Below are 15,939 nucleotides of genomic sequence, written 5' to 3'. Positions count from 1 at the left end.
TGCCGGCGGCGACTGTTTGTGCAACAATAATCGGATTCATTCATCGACAGGACGGACATTATGGCAAAAGTGGCATTCATCGGTTTGGGCGTCATGGGTTTCCCCATGGCAGGTCACCTGGCGGCGGGCGGGCACGACGTCACCGTGTACAACCGCAACCCGGCCCGCGCGGCCGCCTGGCTGGAGCAGCATAAAGGCAGCAGCGCCGCCACGCCGGCCGCTGCTGCTGCGGGCGCCGAGTTCGTCTTCACCTGCATCGGCAACGATAATGATTTGTACCAAGTCATCCTGGAAGAGGGCGGCTTGCTGTCCGCCATGGTGCCGGGTAGCATCCTGATCGACCACACGACGGCTTCCGCCGAAGCGGCGCGCACCATCCACGCGGCGGCGCAAAAAAAAGGCGTGTTCTTCCTCGACGCGCCCGTGTCCGGCGGCCAGGCGGGCGCGGAAAACGGCAAGCTGACGGTGATGGTGGGCGGCGATGCGGAAGCGTATGCACGCGCCGAGCCTGTCATCGCCTTGTTCTCGCGCGCCGTCACCTACATGGGGGCGTCCGGTTCCGGCCAGCTGACGAAAATGGTCAACCAGATCTGCATCGCGGGCCTGGTGCAAGCGCTCAGCGAAGGTATCGCCTTCGCGGAAAACGCGGGCCTCGATGCGGCCCTGGTGGTCGACGTGATTTCCAAGGGCGCGGCGCAGTCGTGGCAGCTGGAAAACCGGGGCAAGACCATGATCGAACGCAAGTTCGACTTCGGTTTCGCCGTCGACCTGATGCGCAAGGACCTGGGCATCTGCCTCGCCGAAGCCAAGCGCAACGGCAGCGACTTGCCCGTGACGACCTTGACGGACCAGTTCTATGGCGAAGTGCAGCAGGCGGGTGGCAACCGTTATGACACGTCCAGCCTGATTACCCGTTTGAACAAAAAGTAATCTTTCAAGTACTGGCAACGGCGGCGCGTCCCTGCAAAGGGCCGCGCCGCTTGTCGTTTACGCCAGCATTAACCTCAAAACGTCAGTTTCCGGAACATCCGGTTTCGATTTTCATGGAAAAGCATGGACTTCGCTAGCTCATCGTGTATTATTAAAAAACGAGATGAAATGTCCCAATTTTTAAAACATTATGAGCGGACCCGCATGAAAACCAACTCCTCAGCGATAACACGCGTTGTCGACAAGAACATTCCCTACCTGTCTTCCGCCGTTGCCATCTGGCGCCCCCGCGCCGTGCTGCGCAGCTGGCCCGGCGTGGCCATCGCGCTGGTGATCGCGCTGTCGGCCACCTTTATTTCCAGCAATTACGGCGGCCCCCAACTGCTGTACGCGCTGTTCTTCGGCCTGGCCTTCCACTTCCTGGCGTCCGATCCCACCTGCAAGCCCGGCATCGAATTTTGCAGCAAGGTGCTGCTGCGCACGGGCGTGGCCCTGCTGGGCGCGCGCATCACCTTCAACCAGATCGCCTCGGTCGGCGTGACGCCCCTGCTGATCGTCGTCGGCGGCCTGGTGGCGACTTTGGGCTTCGGCTACCTGCTGGCCAGGTGGCTCAAGCGTCCCATCACGGAAGGCATTTTGTCGGGCGGCTCGGTAGCCATCTGCGGCGCGTCGGCCGCGCTGGCCATCTCGGCCGTGCTGCCGCAAACCAAGGAAAACGAAAAGTTCACCCTGCTGACGGTGGTGGGCGTGACCTCGCTGTCGACCCTGGCCATGATCGTCTATCCGCTGCTGGTCAAGGTGCTGGGCTTTGACCCGACGGAAGCAGGCGTGTTCATCGGCGGCACCATCCATGACGTGGCGCAAGTGGTGGGCGCCGGCTATCTGGTCAGCAACCATACGGGCGACGTGGCCACCTTCGTCAAATTGACGCGCGTGGCTTGCCTCGTGCCTGTCGTGCTGGGCCTGTCGATCATGTTCAAGCGCAAGGATGGCAAGAGCGAGGTCGACGCGCCGCCGCTCGTGCCCTTCTTCCTGATCGGCTTTGTCTGGCTCGTCATTACCAACAGCCTGGGCCTGATTCCGCAGGAAGTGAATGGCTGGATCAACAATGCCTCGCGCGCCTGTCTCGTCATCGCCATCGCCGCGCTGGGCGTGAAAACGTCGTTCCAGTCGCTGGCCTCGCTGGGCTGGCGTCCCGTGATCATGCTGGTGATGGAAACGGTGTGGATCGCCGCCTTTGTCGCCATCGCCGTGCTGCTGACGCGCTAAGCGAGTCGAGCCCGCCATGAAGATCCTTGTCCTCGGCGCCGGCGTGGTCGGCACGGCATCGGCCTGGTACTTGCGCCAGGCGGGTCACGACGTGCGCGTGCTCGAGCGCCAGGCGGGCGCCGCGCAGGAAACGAGCTTCGGTAACGGCGGGCAGATTTCCGTTTCGCACGCCGAACCGTGGGCGAATCCCGCCACCCTGCGCAAGGTGCTCACGTGGCTGGGCAAGGACGATGCGCCGCTGCTGTTCCGTCCACGTCTCGATGCGCTGCAATGGCAGTGGGTGCTGCACTACTTGCGCGAGTGTTTGCCGTCGAGGGTGTCGCGCAATATGCGTCAGATCGTCGCCCTGGCCGAGTACAGCCGGCAGAGCCTGCAAGCCTTGCGCCGCGAGACGGGCATAGCCTACGACCACCTGGAGCGGGGCATCTTGCATTTCTATACGGACCAGCAGGAATTTGATAAATCGCAAGCGGGCGCCGCGCTCTTGCGCGAGCTGGGCTGCCCGCGCAACACCGTCAGCGCCGACGAAGTGGTTCGCATCGAGCCGGCCCTGCGTCACGCGCGCAGCCAGATCGTGGGCGGCGATTTTACGGCCAGCGACGAGTCGGGTGACGTGCATCTGTTTGCCACGGCCTTGGCTGCGCGCGCGGCCGCTGCCGGCGTGGATTTCCAGTACGGCACGACGGTGACGCGCCTGCTGACGGATGGCGAACGCCTCACGGGCGTGGAAAGCATCGACGCGCAAGGGGGCCACCGCCTGGAGCATGCGGACGCCGTGGTGGTCGCCATGGGCAGCTTTTCCGCACCGCTGCTGCAGCCGCTGGGCATCCGCCTGATGCTGTATCCGGGCAAGGGTTACTCGGCCACTTATCCGATCGTCGACCCCGTCAGCGCGCCTTCCGTGTCGCTGACGGACGACGGCCATAAACTGGTGTTTTCGCGCCTGGGCGAGCGCCTGCGCGTGGCCGGCACATGCGAGTTGAACGGCTATACGCGGGAACTGAACCCCGTGCGCTGCGCCGCTATCACGCGCCGCGTGCAGGCCCTGTTTCCCCACGCCTGCGATTACAGCGACCCCGTCTACTGGGCCGGCCTGCGCCCCCTGACACCCTCGAACGTGCCGTATATCGGCGCCACGCGCTACCGCCAGCTCTTCCTCAATACGGGCCACGGCACCCTGGGCTGGACCATGGGCTGTGGCGCGGGCAGGGCGATCGCCGACCTCGTGTCGGGACGGCGGCCCGACGTCGATTTTGCGTTCTGCGGCGTAGCCCTTCGCGAGGGACCGCAGTTACATCACGCAGTTACACCAACTTAGGAGAGCACCGCGATGAGAGACGACCTTACCCCTGCACCGACCGGCCTGACTCTGGCCGGCACCACCTATCAGTCGCGCCTGCTGGTAGGGACCGGGAAATACAAGGATTTCGAGGAAACGCGCCTGGCCATCGAAGCGAGCGGCGCCGAGATCGTCACGGTCACCATTCGCCGCGTGAATATCGGCCAGGAGAAGGGCGAACCGAACCTGCTCGATTTCATTCCGCCGTCGAAATACACGATTTTGCCCAACACGGGCGGCTGCTACAACGCGCGCGACGCCGTCTACACCCTGCAACTGGCGCGCGAGCTGCTGGGCGGGCACCAGCTATGCAAGCTGGAAGTGCTCGGCGATGAAAAGACCCTGTTCCCGAACATGCCGGAAACGTTAAAAGCGGCTGGGGAGCTGGTGCGCGACGGCTTCCAGGTGATGGTGTATTGCAGCGACGACCCGATCCAGGCGCGCATGCTGGAAGACCTCGGCTGCATCGCCGTCATGCCGCTGGCGTCCCTGATCGGCTCGGGCATGGGCATTCTGAATCCGTGGAATCTGTCGCTGATCATCGAGCAAGCCACGGTACCCGTGCTGGTCGATGCCGGTGTCGGCACGGCGTCGGACGCGGCCATCGCCATGGAGCTCGGCTGCGACGGCATCCTGATGAATACCGCCATCGCGGCGGCGCGCGAACCGATACGCATGGCGCGCGCCATGAAACTGGCAGTGCAGGGCGGACGCGAGGCTTACCTTGCCGGACGCATGCCCCGGAGAGCGGGCGCCATGAGCGCCTCGCCCTCGTCGCCGATGGCCGGGCTGATCGCCTGAGCCGCCGCATTTACCCGCAATTTGCAGCACCGTAGTTGATTATCGTTTCAAGCGTTTATAAAAACCACAATACCTGGAGATGACATGAAACACACACTCGTAGCGGCGGCCGTCCTGGCCACACTCTTCGCCGGTAGCGCCAGCGCCCAATCGTCCGTCACTGTATACGGCTTGCTCGACGCGGGCCTGACGTCCGAACACGGTGGCGCGGACGGTTCCGTCACCAAGCTGGCCACCGGAGTACAGTCGGGCAGCCGCATCGGCTTCAAGGGCACGGAAGACCTGGGCAACAACCTGAAGGCCAATTTCTTGCTGGAAAATGGCCTCGATGTGGACACGGGCGCCAACCGCCAGGGCGCCCTGTTCGGGCGCAAGGCCTACGTGGGCCTGTCGGGCGGCTTCGGCGCCGTGAACCTGGGCTTGCAACACAATCCGCTGTTCACCGCGCTGGACAATATCGACCCCTTCGAAACGGGCATGACGGGCGCCTCGATCAACCTGATGAGCGTGGCCAGCCTGCGCACGAAAAACTCCATCATGTACGAGACGCCGAAGGTGAACGGCTTGTCGGCTGCCGTCATGGTTGGCCTCGGTGAAAAGCCGGACAGCAACACCCTGGGCCGCACCATCGATTTTTCCATCGATTACGCCAACGGCCCGCTGGTGCTGACCCTGGCGCATGACAACCGCAAGGACACGCCGCTGAACACGGCGAAAGTGACCTTGCTGGGCGGCACCTACGACTTCGGCCCCGCCAAGCTGCACGCCGCCTATGAGACGGACAAGGATGATGCGGGCACGGACTTCCGCAACTACATGCTGGGTGCGTCAGCTCCCGTGGGCGCGGCCGGCAGCGTGATGGCGTCGTATATCCGCAAGGATGACCGCACGAACGCGCGCCGCGGCGGGCGCCAGCTGGCCATCGGCTACACCTATGCCTTGTCCAAGCGCACCAATCTGTACACCTCGTACGGGCGCATCAACAACGATGGCGCGGGCACCAACTTCGTCGGTGACGCTTCCAGCGGTGGCAGCGTGCCCTTGCCAGGACATAACTCGAGCGCCTTCACGGCCGGCATGCGCCTGAAGTTCTAGGACGCAGCGCAGGAGGTATCGATGGCGGGCTGTCTGTTGCGGATAGCCCGCCATTGTTGTTTCAGGAGTGGCGCAAAGTCACGGATTCCGGATTCAGGAATGAAACAGTCCGAATTTTCATGAATTTTCATTGACAGCGCATTTCGCAACCGTTAAATTGAACACGTATTTCAAATATCGGAACAAAATATACCGATTTCTCATAAAACCGTAAGGAGACTGAGCCATGACCGATTTGTCCGACCAAAAAGCCGCCGCCGCAGCTGTGATACCTGTAGGCCCGCAAAAGATGACGCCTTCCGAAGCGTTCGTGGAAACCCTGGCCGCCAATGGCGTGACCGACATGTTCGGCATCATGGGCTCGGCCTTCATGGACCCGATGGATATCTTCGCCCCCGCCGGCATCCGATTGATCCCCGTCGTGCACGAGCAGGGCGCCGGCCACATGGCTGACGGCTATGCCCGCGTCTCGGGCCGTCATGGCGTCGTTATCGGCCAGAACGGCCCCGGCATCAGCAATTGCGTCACCGCCATCGCCGCCGCCTACTGGGCGCACACCCCGGTCGTGATCATTACCCCGGAAACGGGCACGATGAGCATGGGCCTGGGCGGCTTCCAGGAAGCGAACCAGTTGCCGATGTTCGAGGAATTTACCAAATATCAAGGCCACGTGACGAACCCGGCCCGCATGGCGGAATTCACGGGCCGCTGCTTTGACCGTGCCATGTCGGAAATGGGCCCGACGCAACTGAACATCCCGCGCGACTATTTTTATGGCGAAATCAAGGCCGAGATTCCACAACCGAACCGCCTGGACCGTGGCGCCGGCGGCGAGCAAAGCCTCAATGATGCGGCGGAACTGCTGGCGAAAGCCAAGTTCCCCGTGATCATCTCGGGCGGCGGCGTCGTCATGGGCGAAGCGATTGAAGAGTGCAAGGCGCTGGCCGAGCGCCTGGGCGCGCCCGTCGTCAACAGCTATCTGCATAACGATTCCTTCCCCGCCAGCCACCCGCTGTGGTGCGGTCCGCTTGGTTATCAAGGATCAAAAGCGGCCATGAAACTGATCGCCAAGGCCGACGTTGTCGTGGCCCTCGGTTCGCGCCTGGGCCCGTTCGGCACCTTGCCGCAGCATGGCATGGATTACTGGCCAAAGAACGCCAAGATCATCCAGATCGACGCGGACAACAAGATGCTGGGCCTGGTCAAGAAAATCTCGGTGGGCATCTGCGGCGACGCCAAGGCGGCCGCGAAAGCCATCCTGGCCCACCTGGACGGCAAGAGCCTCGATTGCGACGCCACGCGCGACGAGCGCTATGCCACCGTGCAGGCGGAAAAGGCCGCGTGGGAAGAGGAATTGACCAACTGGACGCACGAGAAAGATGCGTACAGCCTGGACATGATCGAAGAGCAAAAGAAAGAGCCGGGCAATTACCTGCACCCGCGCCAGGTCTTGCGCGAGCTGGAAAAAGCCATGCCGGAAGACGTGATGGTGTCGACCGACATCGGCAACATTAACTCGGTGGCGAACAGCTATTTGCGCTTTGAAAAGCCGCGCAGCTTCTTTGCGGCGATGAGCTTTGGCAACTGCGGCTATGCGTTTCCAACCATCATCGGCGCCAAAGTTGCCGCACCGCACCGTCCGGCCGTGTCGTATGCGGGCGACGGCGCCTGGGGCATGAGCCTGATGGAAACGATGACCTGCGTGCGCCACAACATTCCCGTGACGGCCGTGGTGTTCCACAACCGCCAGTGGGGCGCGGAAAAGAAAAACCAGGTCGATTTCTACAACCGCCGTTTCGTCGCCGGTGAACTCGACAACCAGAGCTTCGCGGAAATCGCGCGGGCCATGGGCGCCGAAGGCATCACGGTCGACAAGCTGGAAGACGTGGGTCCCGCGCTGAAAAAGGCGATCGACATGCAGATGAATGAAGGCAAGACGACCATCATCGAAATCATGTGCACGCGCGAGCTGGGCGACCCGTTCCGCCGCGATGCGCTGAGCAAACCGATCCGTCACCTGGACAAGTACAAAGACTACGTCTAAGCAGTCTGCCCGATCCTTGTATGACCCCGGCAATCGCGCCGGGTTTTATGTGCCGGAACCATCTGCTTGCTTCCGTGGTTCCGGTACTTTTTTTACCGAATTGGAGTACTCATGAAAGCCCTGCACCGCATCATCGAGCAAGCCCGCGCCGTGCCGAAAAACATCGTCTTGTGCGAGGGCGACGATGCACGCGTGCTGCAGGCAGCAGCGCGGGCGGCAAGCGAAGGCCTGGCGCACATCACCATCGTCGGCAAGCCGGCCGCCATCCTGGCGCTGGCGCGCGAACATGCGCTGGACCTGGACGCCGTGCGCCTGGTCGACCCGGCAATTTCCGATGAGTCGGAACACTATGCCCAGCAATTGTTTGTGCTGCGCCAGGCCAAAGGCATGACGGTGGAGCAGGCCAGGATCGCCGTGCAAGATCCGCTGTGCTACGCCAACCTGATGGTGCGCCTGGGCGACGCCGACGGTTGCGTGGCGGGGGCCGTGCACACGACGGCCGACGTGGTGCGCAGCGCCATCCAGATCATCGGCGTCGACCCAGCCTTCAAGCTGGTGTCCAGTTTTTTCCTGATGATGCTGTGCGAACCTTTCCACAGCCTCAAGGGCGGTTTCATCTTTTCCGATTGCGCCCTCGTCGTCGATCCGAAAGCGGAGGAATTGGCCGACATTGCCATGGCCGCCGCCGACAGCGCGCAAGCGTTGCTGATGGAAGAGCCACGGGTCGCCATGCTGTCGTTTTCCACCAGCGGCAGCGCCCACCACGCGGCCGTCGACAAGGTGCATGCGGCCACGGACCGGGTCAAGGCCCAGCGTCCGCTGCTGGCCATCGATGGCGACGTGCAGCTCGATGCGGCCATCGTGGCCGAGATTTCGCAGAGAAAAGTCAAGGATTCCGTGGTGAACGGCCGCGCGAATGTGCTGGTGTTCCCGAACCTGGACGCGGGCAATATCGGCTACAAGCTGGCCGAGCGCATGGGCGGCGCCGTCGCCATCGGCCCCTTGCTGCAAGGCTTGAACAAGCCCGCCAACGATTTGTCGCGCGGTTGCAGCGCCGACGACGTCTACAACGTCATTGCGGTCACGGCCGTGCAGGCCCAGGGTGGACGCTGACTTCCTGTTCAGCCTGCCCGTGCTGGCGCTGCTGGGCGTGGTGGCGGCGGGCACGTATTTCCAGACCGTCACGGGCTTTGGCCTGGGCATGATCGTCATGGGCGTGGCCAGCGGACTGGGCCTGGCGCCCGTGCCCGCGCTGGCAGCCCTCGTCAGTTTATTGTCGCTGGCCAATTGCCTGGTGGCCTTGCCGGGCGCCTTGCATCACCTGGACTGGCGCGCCATCCGCGCCGCCAGCATCGGCTTGCTGCCGGCCATGGCGGCCGGCGTATTGTTGTTGGGATATCTGGACCAGGCATATGCGCCCTTGCTGAAGCTGCTGCTGGGCGCGGCCATCGTGTATGGCGGCGTCAGCATCTTGCTGCAGGCGCCGCCCGGACCGGGCGCGGCCGACAAGCGAAGCTTTTTCATCAGCGGTGTGTGCGGCGGCCTGTTTTCCGGCCTGTTTTCGCTGGCCGGGCCACCGCTCGTGTACCAGTTTTACCGCCAGGAAATGAGCTTGACCACCATCCGCTACAGCCTGATTTTCCTGTTCGCCATCAGCGCGGGCGGGCGCTCGCTGATGGCGGGCAGCCAGGGCCAGCTCGATGCAAAAGTACTGCTGCTGTGCGCGCTGGCCTTGCCCGTGGGCGTGCTGGCCACGATGGCCGGCAAGCGCTACCCGCCACCGATTGCCCAGCGCGGCATGCGCCGCATCGCGTTTGCCGTGCTGACCGCCATCGGTATCTCATTGATGGCGGCCGCCGTGCCGCAATTGCTGCGCTAAGCCTTGAATGTCAGCAAAGGCTTGAGGCGCGCCACCGATTGCAGCAAGCCCGCTTCCTCCTGCGCGGCGATGACGGGACCGATCTTCTTGTACGCCATCGGCGCTTCCTCGACGCGGCGTTCCTCGCGCAGGGTCACGCACTGGAAGGCCATCTCGTCGCCGCCCACCGTGGGCCGCATGGCGCGCATGGCCTGGCGGCGGATGCTGCGCCCCGCGCCATGCGAGCACGACCACAGCCAGTCGGGATTGCCCATGCCCGTTGCCACATAGGAATAGTCGCCCATGGAACCGGGGATCAGCGCCAGGTCGCCCTCGCGCGCCGGCGTGGCGCCCTTGCGGTGAATGTTCATGCCGTGCTCGCGCAAGATGACGTTGTGCGGCACGTCCACCACCAGGCGCGAGGTATCGTGCGCATACACCTGCGACAGGCTGTCGCGCACCAGCTCGGCCAGGACCATGCGGTTGACCCAGGCATAGCGCGACGCCACGCCCATGGCGTCCATGTATTCGCCAGCCAGTTCGCCCGTCAAGCCGTACAGGCCCGATTGCGGGTGGCGCACGCCTGTCGGCCACGCTTCTTTGGCGCGGTCCATCCAGCGGCTGCCGACGAAAAAGCCCACGTCGCGGCTGCCGCTGTGGATCATGACGACCACTTCGCCCGGCACCAGCCCGTGCCGGTACGCGGCGTGGCGGTCCATGACAGTATCGACCAGCTGGATTTCCACGAAATGGTTACCCGATCCCGTGGTGCCCAGGCTGGGGTCGCGTATCACTTCGCGCGTGCCCACCAGCGCTTCGGGCGCATGGCGCAAGCCGCCGCCCAGTTCGCGCAGGGCGATGCAATCGTCGAGCTCGCGCAGCAAGCGCGCCTTGTCGACCCGTGGCCACAAGCCGCACATGCCATCCTTGTGCAGGCTGTCGATGAACGCTTCCGGCCCCACGTCGAAGAGGGCGGCAAAGGCCTTCGAGCGCAGCGGCACGTTGCGGCCGTCTTCCAGCAGCACATGTTTGAGCTTGCTCAACAGCTGCGGCTTGCGCGCCTCGAACTGCGCCAAGGTCAGGCCCGTCGTGATCAGGCGCATGCCGCAGGCGATGTCCGTGCCGGGGATGGCGGGAATCACCATGTCGGGACTGGTGGCGACGATGCTGCCCACGGGCGCGATGCTGCCAGGGTGAAAGTCGGGCGTGGCGCAGGCCTTGCACACATGGCCATCCTGGCCGGGCACGGCGACGGCGGCAAACTCCATCAGTTGGCGCACGGCTTTTTCCTCGAGGGGAAAGTTGTGGGGCAGCAGCACGGACGCCTGGGCGTGCGGATTGCTGAGTGTATAAATGCCGTCGGCATAGGCGACAGCGATGCCCTGGCGGCGCAGGGCTTTTTGTAATCTGGATATGGGAAACACGATTCTGCTCCGGAAATAACGAATGCACGGCTCTTTTTAAAGGGCCATGTTTGTTTTCCACGCAGCAGCGACAGGAAGTGCCGCCAGCTTAGCAAATTTTGTGCAGATTGCAAAGTGAGGGGCGCACAAGGGTGCGCACGATACGGATGAGCCACTTGCAAAATATGCAAACAGCCTATATATTCCCCGTTCTTTCTCGAACCTCTTCCTTATTGGAGCCAAAAGTGCCTCGCTACTTCGCCATCACCTGCTAACGCTGACGAAATGCTCTCTGCAGCATCGTTCGGCGCGTTGACGCCCCCGATTGCTGCGGCACTGTTTTTGCTTCCTCCGCACACGTATCCGTGACCCTAGTCTCGATCGTCCACGCCCGAACACGTCGTCAGCACCCCTGACCCTGTATGGACACGCCCCGGTGAACGCGGCGTGGGACGCTATGTTTTTACAATCTTTACCCTTATTCAAATACCCGCGCACGCCGCATCTGGAAGGCTCGCGCCTGCAGGATGGCGACGACGGCTCCGATCAGATGCCCTTGAAAAAGCTGGCCGGCCAGTACGTCGTCATCGAGGAAAAAATCGATGGCGCCAACTCTGCCGTGTCGTTCAGCGATGCGGGCGAGGTGCTGCTGCAGTCGCGCGGCCACTACCTGGCGGGCGGCGGCAGCGAACGCCAGTTCAACCTGCTCAAACCGTGGGCCCATGTGCATGAACACGCCTTGCTGCATCTGCTGGAAGATCAATTTGTGCTGTTTGGCGAATGGTCTTACAGCAAGCATTCCGTGTTTTACGACCGCCTGCCCCATTATTTCAACGAGTTCGACGTGTATTGCCGCCGTACCCAAATGTTCCTGTCGACGGCGCGCCGCCACGCCATGCTGGCCGGCTCGCCCGTGCTGTCCGTCCCCGTGCTGTATGCGGGCAAGATGCCCACGTCGCCCAAGCAGTTGTGGCAGCTGCTGCGCCATTCGCTGGCCAAGTCCCGCCTGTGGCGCGATGCGTTTGACAACGTGGTGGCGCGCGAGCGCCTGCCGCTGGACCTGTGCTGGAAACAGACGGACAAGTCCGACCACGCGGAAGGCCTGTACCTGAAAGTGGAAGACGACGAGCAAGTGCTGGCCCGCTACAAGCTGGTGCGGCACGACTTTACGCAAACCATCCTCGACAGCGGCTCGCACCACAGCACGCGTCCCCTGATCCCGAATCTGCTGGCCGAGGGCGTGGACCTGTACGCGCCGCAGCCACTGGTGACGTGGGAGAGCCTGGGCTTGCACACCTGCCAGTCGCTAGACGAACTGGCTGCCTTCTCAAGGAGTACAAAATGATGAACTGGAAAACCCTGCAACAACTGGTGCCGGCAGCTGGCCAGTCGCCCGACTTTAGCGCCTGCCTGGCTGCTTTCCCGCAGCTGGAACTGGCGAAGACGACGCCGCAAAATCCCGTCTACCACGCGGAAGGCGACGTGTGGACGCATACCATGATGGTGGTGGAATCGCTGCTGGGCATGCTTGAATATCAGCAAGCCACGCGGGCGGAACAGGAAATCTTGTTCCTGGCCGCCTTGCTGCACGACGTGGCCAAGTGCAGCACCACGGTGATCGACCCGGCAACGGGCGCCATCGGCCAGCCCGGCCACTCGCGCAAGGGCGCCCTCGATGCGCGCATCGCCCTGTGGGACTGCGACGTGCCGTTTGCCGCGCGCGAGGAAATCTGTCGCCTGATCAATGTGCACCAGGTGCCGTTCTTCGCGCTGGAAACCTCGCGGCGCGGCGTGACGCCCGAGTTCACCGTGCGCGAACTGTCGTGGCAGGTCGATATCCGCCTGCTGGCCATGCTGGCCGAGGCGGATATTCGCGGCAGGATTTGCCCGGACCCGCAGCGCATACTCGACGCCATCGAGCTGTTCCGTGAGCTGGCGCGCGAGGAAGGCTGCTATGGCCAGCGGCGGGTCTTTGTCGATGATCACACGCGCGTCAAATATTTTCGCGGCGCCGAGGCGCATCCCGACTATTCCCTGTTCCAGGAGCCGGGTTCGCATGTGATCGTCATGTCGGGCTTGCCCGCGTCGGGCAAGAATACGTGGGTGGACAAGCACCATCCGCGCCTGCCCGTCGTGTCCTTCGATGATGCGCGCATCGCCCTGGGCTTGAAGCATGGCAAGAACGAAGGGCAGGTGGGCGATTATGCGGAAGAGCGGGCACGCGAACTGTTGCGCAAGGGCGAACCGTTCGTGTGGAACGCCACGCATCTGTCAAAACTGATGCGCGAAAAGACGCTCAACCTGCTCTATAAATACCACGCGCAGGTGGAACTCGTGTACCTGGAGCAGCCGCGCAAGGAATTACTGCGGCGCAATGGCCAGCGCGACACCTCGCTCAGTAACAAGAAGCTGCAAGCGATGCTGTGGAATTGGGAAATCCCGTTGCCGATGGAAGCGCACACGGTACGCTACGAGGTAGCTTGAGGCATTATCGCCTCATGCCCCCGAGCAACTGCGCGATCTCGCTGAACAGCGCATTGTTCAGCGAGGCGGGCAGGGTGGTGGCCAGGCTGCTGCTGTAATAGGCGCCCAGGTCCAGGCCCAGTCCCAGCCCGCATATCTCGACGGCGCCCTGCGCTTCGCGGCGCGCCACCACTTGTTTTAAATGTTGCGCCAGGTAAAACTCGTCATTGGCCAGATTCGTGGCTGTATCCATCGGGCAACCGTCAGACACGACGAGCAGGATGCGCCGCCGTTCCTGGCGCGCCAGCATGCGCTTGCACGCCCAATCCACGGCTTCGCCATCGACGCCTTCGCGGTACAAATCAGCCTTTAACAGGGCCGCGATGTCGGGCCGTGCGCGGCGCCAGCTGGTATCGCCATCCTTGAAGACCATGTGCACGAGTTCGTTCAAGCGGCCCGGGGTGGCGGGCGAGCGGGCGCGCATCCAGTCGCGTTTGACTCGTCCCCCGTTCCAGGCGCCCGTCGTAAAACCCAGCAATTCAGTGGCGACGCCGGCCTGGTCCAGTGCGCGCAGCACAATGTCGAGCAGTACGGCGACGGATTCCGCATGCGTCTTCATGGAGCCGGAGCAATCGACGAGAAAGGTGACGAGGCAATCGGCTTGCGGCAAAAATTGTTCCTTGCGGAACAAGCGGCGCTCTGAGGGCGAGCTGATCAGCTGCGCCAGGCGCCGGCCATCGATATAACCTTCCTCTTCACCGAACGACCAGCCGTCGCGCCGGGGCACGGCCAGCAATTGCGTGAAGCGCCGCGCCAGGCGGGCCGTGTTGATGCCCAGGCTGGCGATGCGCGCATCCATTCGCTCGCGGTATTCGAGCAGCAGGGCGCGGCGCACCAGTTCGCCCGCGTTTTCCTCACGGTCGTACGCCGTGGAGTAGGCGCGGTAGGCGCCATCGCCATCGCTGAAGGCGCGGCTTTCGCCCAAGGGAGCCGCATCGGGAAGGTTGTCGTTGTCGCTGTCGAAATCGAGCAGCAGCTTGAAGGCCGCCTGCGCCTTGGCGTCGCCTCCGTCGTCCTGGCTGCCATCGCGCGCCTCCTGCGCCTCTTTCAGCATGGCATCGACGGCATGGGCAATGGCCAGCGCGTGGCGGGCAAAGGCAGACTGGTCCAATCGGTGGCGGCGCAAGCCCGCCAGGTCGCCACTTAGTTGCGAAGAAACGGACCAGCGCGTGGCCTCGATGAAATCTTCCGTCTTTTCCAGCACGGGCCGGGCCGTCAGGCGCGACCAGCACATCTGGAATACCGTGTACAGCAGCAAGCCCGAAGCGCCTTCGGCCAGGCCGGAATCGTAAAACGCGTGCGACCAGGCAGTAAAACGGTGGCGCAGGTTGCTGATCACACCGGCATGTTGATCTGGCGCAAGCGTTTCCACTCTTAACTGCTCCAGCAGCTCGAACACCAGACGCGCCACGGGTTCTGGCGGGCAGAAGGACTTGTGCAAGGCCGCGTCCGTGTGCAGCAGGCGCAGGGCCACGCTGTCGGCCGCGCCGCGCAGCGAGGGAAAATCCTGCAGCGCCGCATCGGGCTGCAGATGGGCCGCATGGATGGGTAGGGGGCGGTGGCCGTCGTGCAGGCGCCGGCCCCGGTAGCGGATGGCGGAAACTCCGCTCAGCGCGCGGATGGTGCCCGCGCACAGTTCATCCGTTTCCTGCTGTTCGCGCGTGTAGGGGGCTGGTGCGGTCGCTTCCGTACTCATGCCTGGCTCGCCAGCAATTCCTCGTTGAAACAGCGCTGGTAATACTCGGCCACCATGGGCCGTTCGGCCTCGTCGCATTTGTTGAGGAAGGACAGACGGAAGGCCAGCGCCGGGTCGCGGAAGATCTGGCAATTTTCCGCCCAGGTAATGACCGTGCGCGGCGACATCAAACAGGCCAGGTCGCCCGCCGCATAACCGTGGCGCGTGAGGCTGGCCACGGCCACCATGCTGCTTGCCAGCTGGCGGCCCACCTCGTCATTCATGGCGGGGACACGCGCCAGCACGATCTCCGTTTCTTCCGCCTGCGGCAGATAGTTCAAGGTGGCAACGATGTTCCAGCGGTCGATCTGCGCGTGATTGAGCACTTGCGTGCCATGGTACATGCCGTTCAAGTTGCCGAGTCCCACCGTGTTCGAGGTGGCGAACAAACGGAAGTGGGGATGCGGCGTGATGACCCGGTTCTGGTCCAGCAGGGTGAACTTGCCGTCGCGCTCGAGGATGCGCTGGATGACGAACATCACGTCGGGGCGGCCCGCGTCGTACTCGTCGAAGATCAGTGCCACGGGGCGCTGCAATGACCAGGGCACGATGCCTTCCTGGAATTCCGTCACCTGCTGCTGCTCGCGCAGCACGATGGCGTCCTTGCCGACAAGATCCAGGCGGCTGATGTGGCCGTCGAGGTTGACGCGCACGCAAGGCCAGTTCAGGCGCGCCGCCACCTGCTCGATATGCGTGGACTTGCCCGTGCCGTGCAAGCCTTGCACCATCACGCGGCGGTTGTGGCTGAAGCCGGCCAAAATCGCCAGGGTCACATCCTTGTTGAAGCGGTAGGCGGGGTCGATGTCGGGCACGTGCGGGTCGCGCTCCGTGAAGACGGGCACGAGCAGGTCGCTGTCGATATTGAACAGGCTGCGCACGGACTGTAAGGTTTGCGCCGCTGCGGCGGGGGGATGTTGGCGTGAATCTGGCACCTTGTTCTCC

Annotated in this window: 13 protein-coding genes; 10 read left to right on the top strand and 3 right to left on the bottom strand. The window is 63.3% G+C overall.

Annotated features, from left to right (window positions below):
* The first annotated feature begins 60 nt into the window (after nucleotides 1-60).
* From ACQ4WY_RS17880 to ACQ4WY_RS17845, 8 genes are all read left to right on the top strand, one after another.
* On the top strand, nucleotides 61-930 hold the full coding sequence (locus ACQ4WY_RS17880; RefSeq protein WP_436505166.1) for an NAD(P)-dependent oxidoreductase: 870 nt from the start codon (nucleotides 61-63) through the stop codon (nucleotides 928-930).
* Nucleotides 931-1,134: 204 nt separating this feature from the next.
* On the top strand, nucleotides 1,135-2,199 hold the full coding sequence (locus ACQ4WY_RS17875) for a YeiH family protein (RefSeq protein ID WP_436505165.1): 1,065 nt from the start codon (nucleotides 1,135-1,137) through the stop codon (nucleotides 2,197-2,199).
* 16 nt (nucleotides 2,200-2,215) lie between these two features.
* Nucleotides 2,216-3,517, top strand: a complete 1,302-nt coding sequence (locus ACQ4WY_RS17870; RefSeq protein WP_436505164.1) for a D-amino acid dehydrogenase — start codon at nucleotides 2,216-2,218, stop codon at nucleotides 3,515-3,517.
* A gap of 12 nt (nucleotides 3,518-3,529) precedes the next feature.
* Nucleotides 3,530-4,339, top strand: a complete 810-nt coding sequence (locus ACQ4WY_RS17865; protein ID WP_436505163.1) for a thiazole synthase — start codon at nucleotides 3,530-3,532, stop codon at nucleotides 4,337-4,339.
* A gap of 84 nt (nucleotides 4,340-4,423) precedes the next feature.
* The gene (locus ACQ4WY_RS17860) at nucleotides 4,424-5,434 is read left to right on the top strand and encodes a porin (protein WP_436505162.1); all 1,011 of its coding nucleotides are present in this window, start codon (nucleotides 4,424-4,426) and stop codon (nucleotides 5,432-5,434) included.
* A gap of 226 nt (nucleotides 5,435-5,660) precedes the next feature.
* The gene (xsc, locus tag ACQ4WY_RS17855; RefSeq protein WP_436505161.1) at nucleotides 5,661-7,478 is read left to right on the top strand and encodes a sulfoacetaldehyde acetyltransferase; all 1,818 of its coding nucleotides are present in this window, start codon (nucleotides 5,661-5,663) and stop codon (nucleotides 7,476-7,478) included.
* A 111-nt stretch (nucleotides 7,479-7,589) separates the two neighbouring features.
* Nucleotides 7,590-8,591 (top strand): phosphate acetyltransferase, encoded by a 1,002-nt coding sequence (pta, locus tag ACQ4WY_RS17850; protein ID WP_436505160.1) that lies wholly within the window; start codon nucleotides 7,590-7,592, stop codon nucleotides 8,589-8,591.
* On the top strand, nucleotides 8,581-9,357 hold the full coding sequence (locus tag ACQ4WY_RS17845; protein WP_353658065.1) for a sulfite exporter TauE/SafE family protein: 777 nt from the start codon (nucleotides 8,581-8,583) through the stop codon (nucleotides 9,355-9,357). The genes pta and ACQ4WY_RS17845 overlap by 11 nt, the downstream gene beginning before the upstream one ends.
* Here ACQ4WY_RS17845 and ACQ4WY_RS17840 read toward each other — a convergent pair.
* Nucleotides 9,354-10,760, bottom strand: coding sequence for an RtcB family protein (locus ACQ4WY_RS17840; RefSeq protein ID WP_436505159.1), 1,407 nt, complete (start codon nucleotides 10,758-10,760; stop codon nucleotides 9,354-9,356). The two genes, ACQ4WY_RS17845 and ACQ4WY_RS17840, sit on opposite strands and share 4 nt — an antisense overlap.
* Before the next feature lie 436 nt (nucleotides 10,761-11,196).
* On the opposite strand from ACQ4WY_RS17840, the gene ACQ4WY_RS17835 reads away from it, so the two are divergent.
* Together ACQ4WY_RS17835 and ACQ4WY_RS17830 are read left to right on the top strand one after the other, a co-directional pair.
* Nucleotides 11,197-12,084, top strand: a complete 888-nt coding sequence (locus ACQ4WY_RS17835; RefSeq protein ID WP_436505158.1) for an RNA ligase family protein — start codon at nucleotides 11,197-11,199, stop codon at nucleotides 12,082-12,084.
* On the top strand, nucleotides 12,081-13,223 hold the full coding sequence (locus ACQ4WY_RS17830; RefSeq protein ID WP_436505157.1) for an AAA family ATPase: 1,143 nt from the start codon (nucleotides 12,081-12,083) through the stop codon (nucleotides 13,221-13,223). The genes ACQ4WY_RS17835 and ACQ4WY_RS17830 overlap by 4 nt, the downstream gene beginning before the upstream one ends.
* 4 nt (nucleotides 13,224-13,227) lie before the next feature.
* On the opposite strand, the gene ACQ4WY_RS17825 is transcribed toward ACQ4WY_RS17830, so the two are convergent.
* Nucleotides 13,228-14,958, bottom strand: coding sequence for a cobaltochelatase CobT-related protein (locus ACQ4WY_RS17825; RefSeq protein ID WP_436505156.1), 1,731 nt, complete (start codon nucleotides 14,956-14,958; stop codon nucleotides 13,228-13,230).
* Nucleotides 14,955-15,929: an AAA family ATPase gene (locus ACQ4WY_RS17820; protein WP_436505155.1), complete on the bottom strand. Its 975-nt coding sequence runs from the start codon at nucleotides 15,927-15,929 to the stop codon at nucleotides 14,955-14,957. The genes ACQ4WY_RS17825 and ACQ4WY_RS17820 overlap by 4 nt, the downstream gene beginning before the upstream one ends.
* Nucleotides 15,930-15,939: the final 10 nt, after the last annotated feature.

The organism is Janthinobacterium salmonicoloratum, from assembly GCF_051380845.1.
Classification (GTDB): domain Bacteria; phylum Pseudomonadota; class Gammaproteobacteria; order Burkholderiales; family Burkholderiaceae_D; genus Janthinobacterium; species Janthinobacterium lividum_F.
Note: the sequence above shows the minus strand (reverse complement) of the source record. Positions and strands in the feature narration are given on the sequence as shown.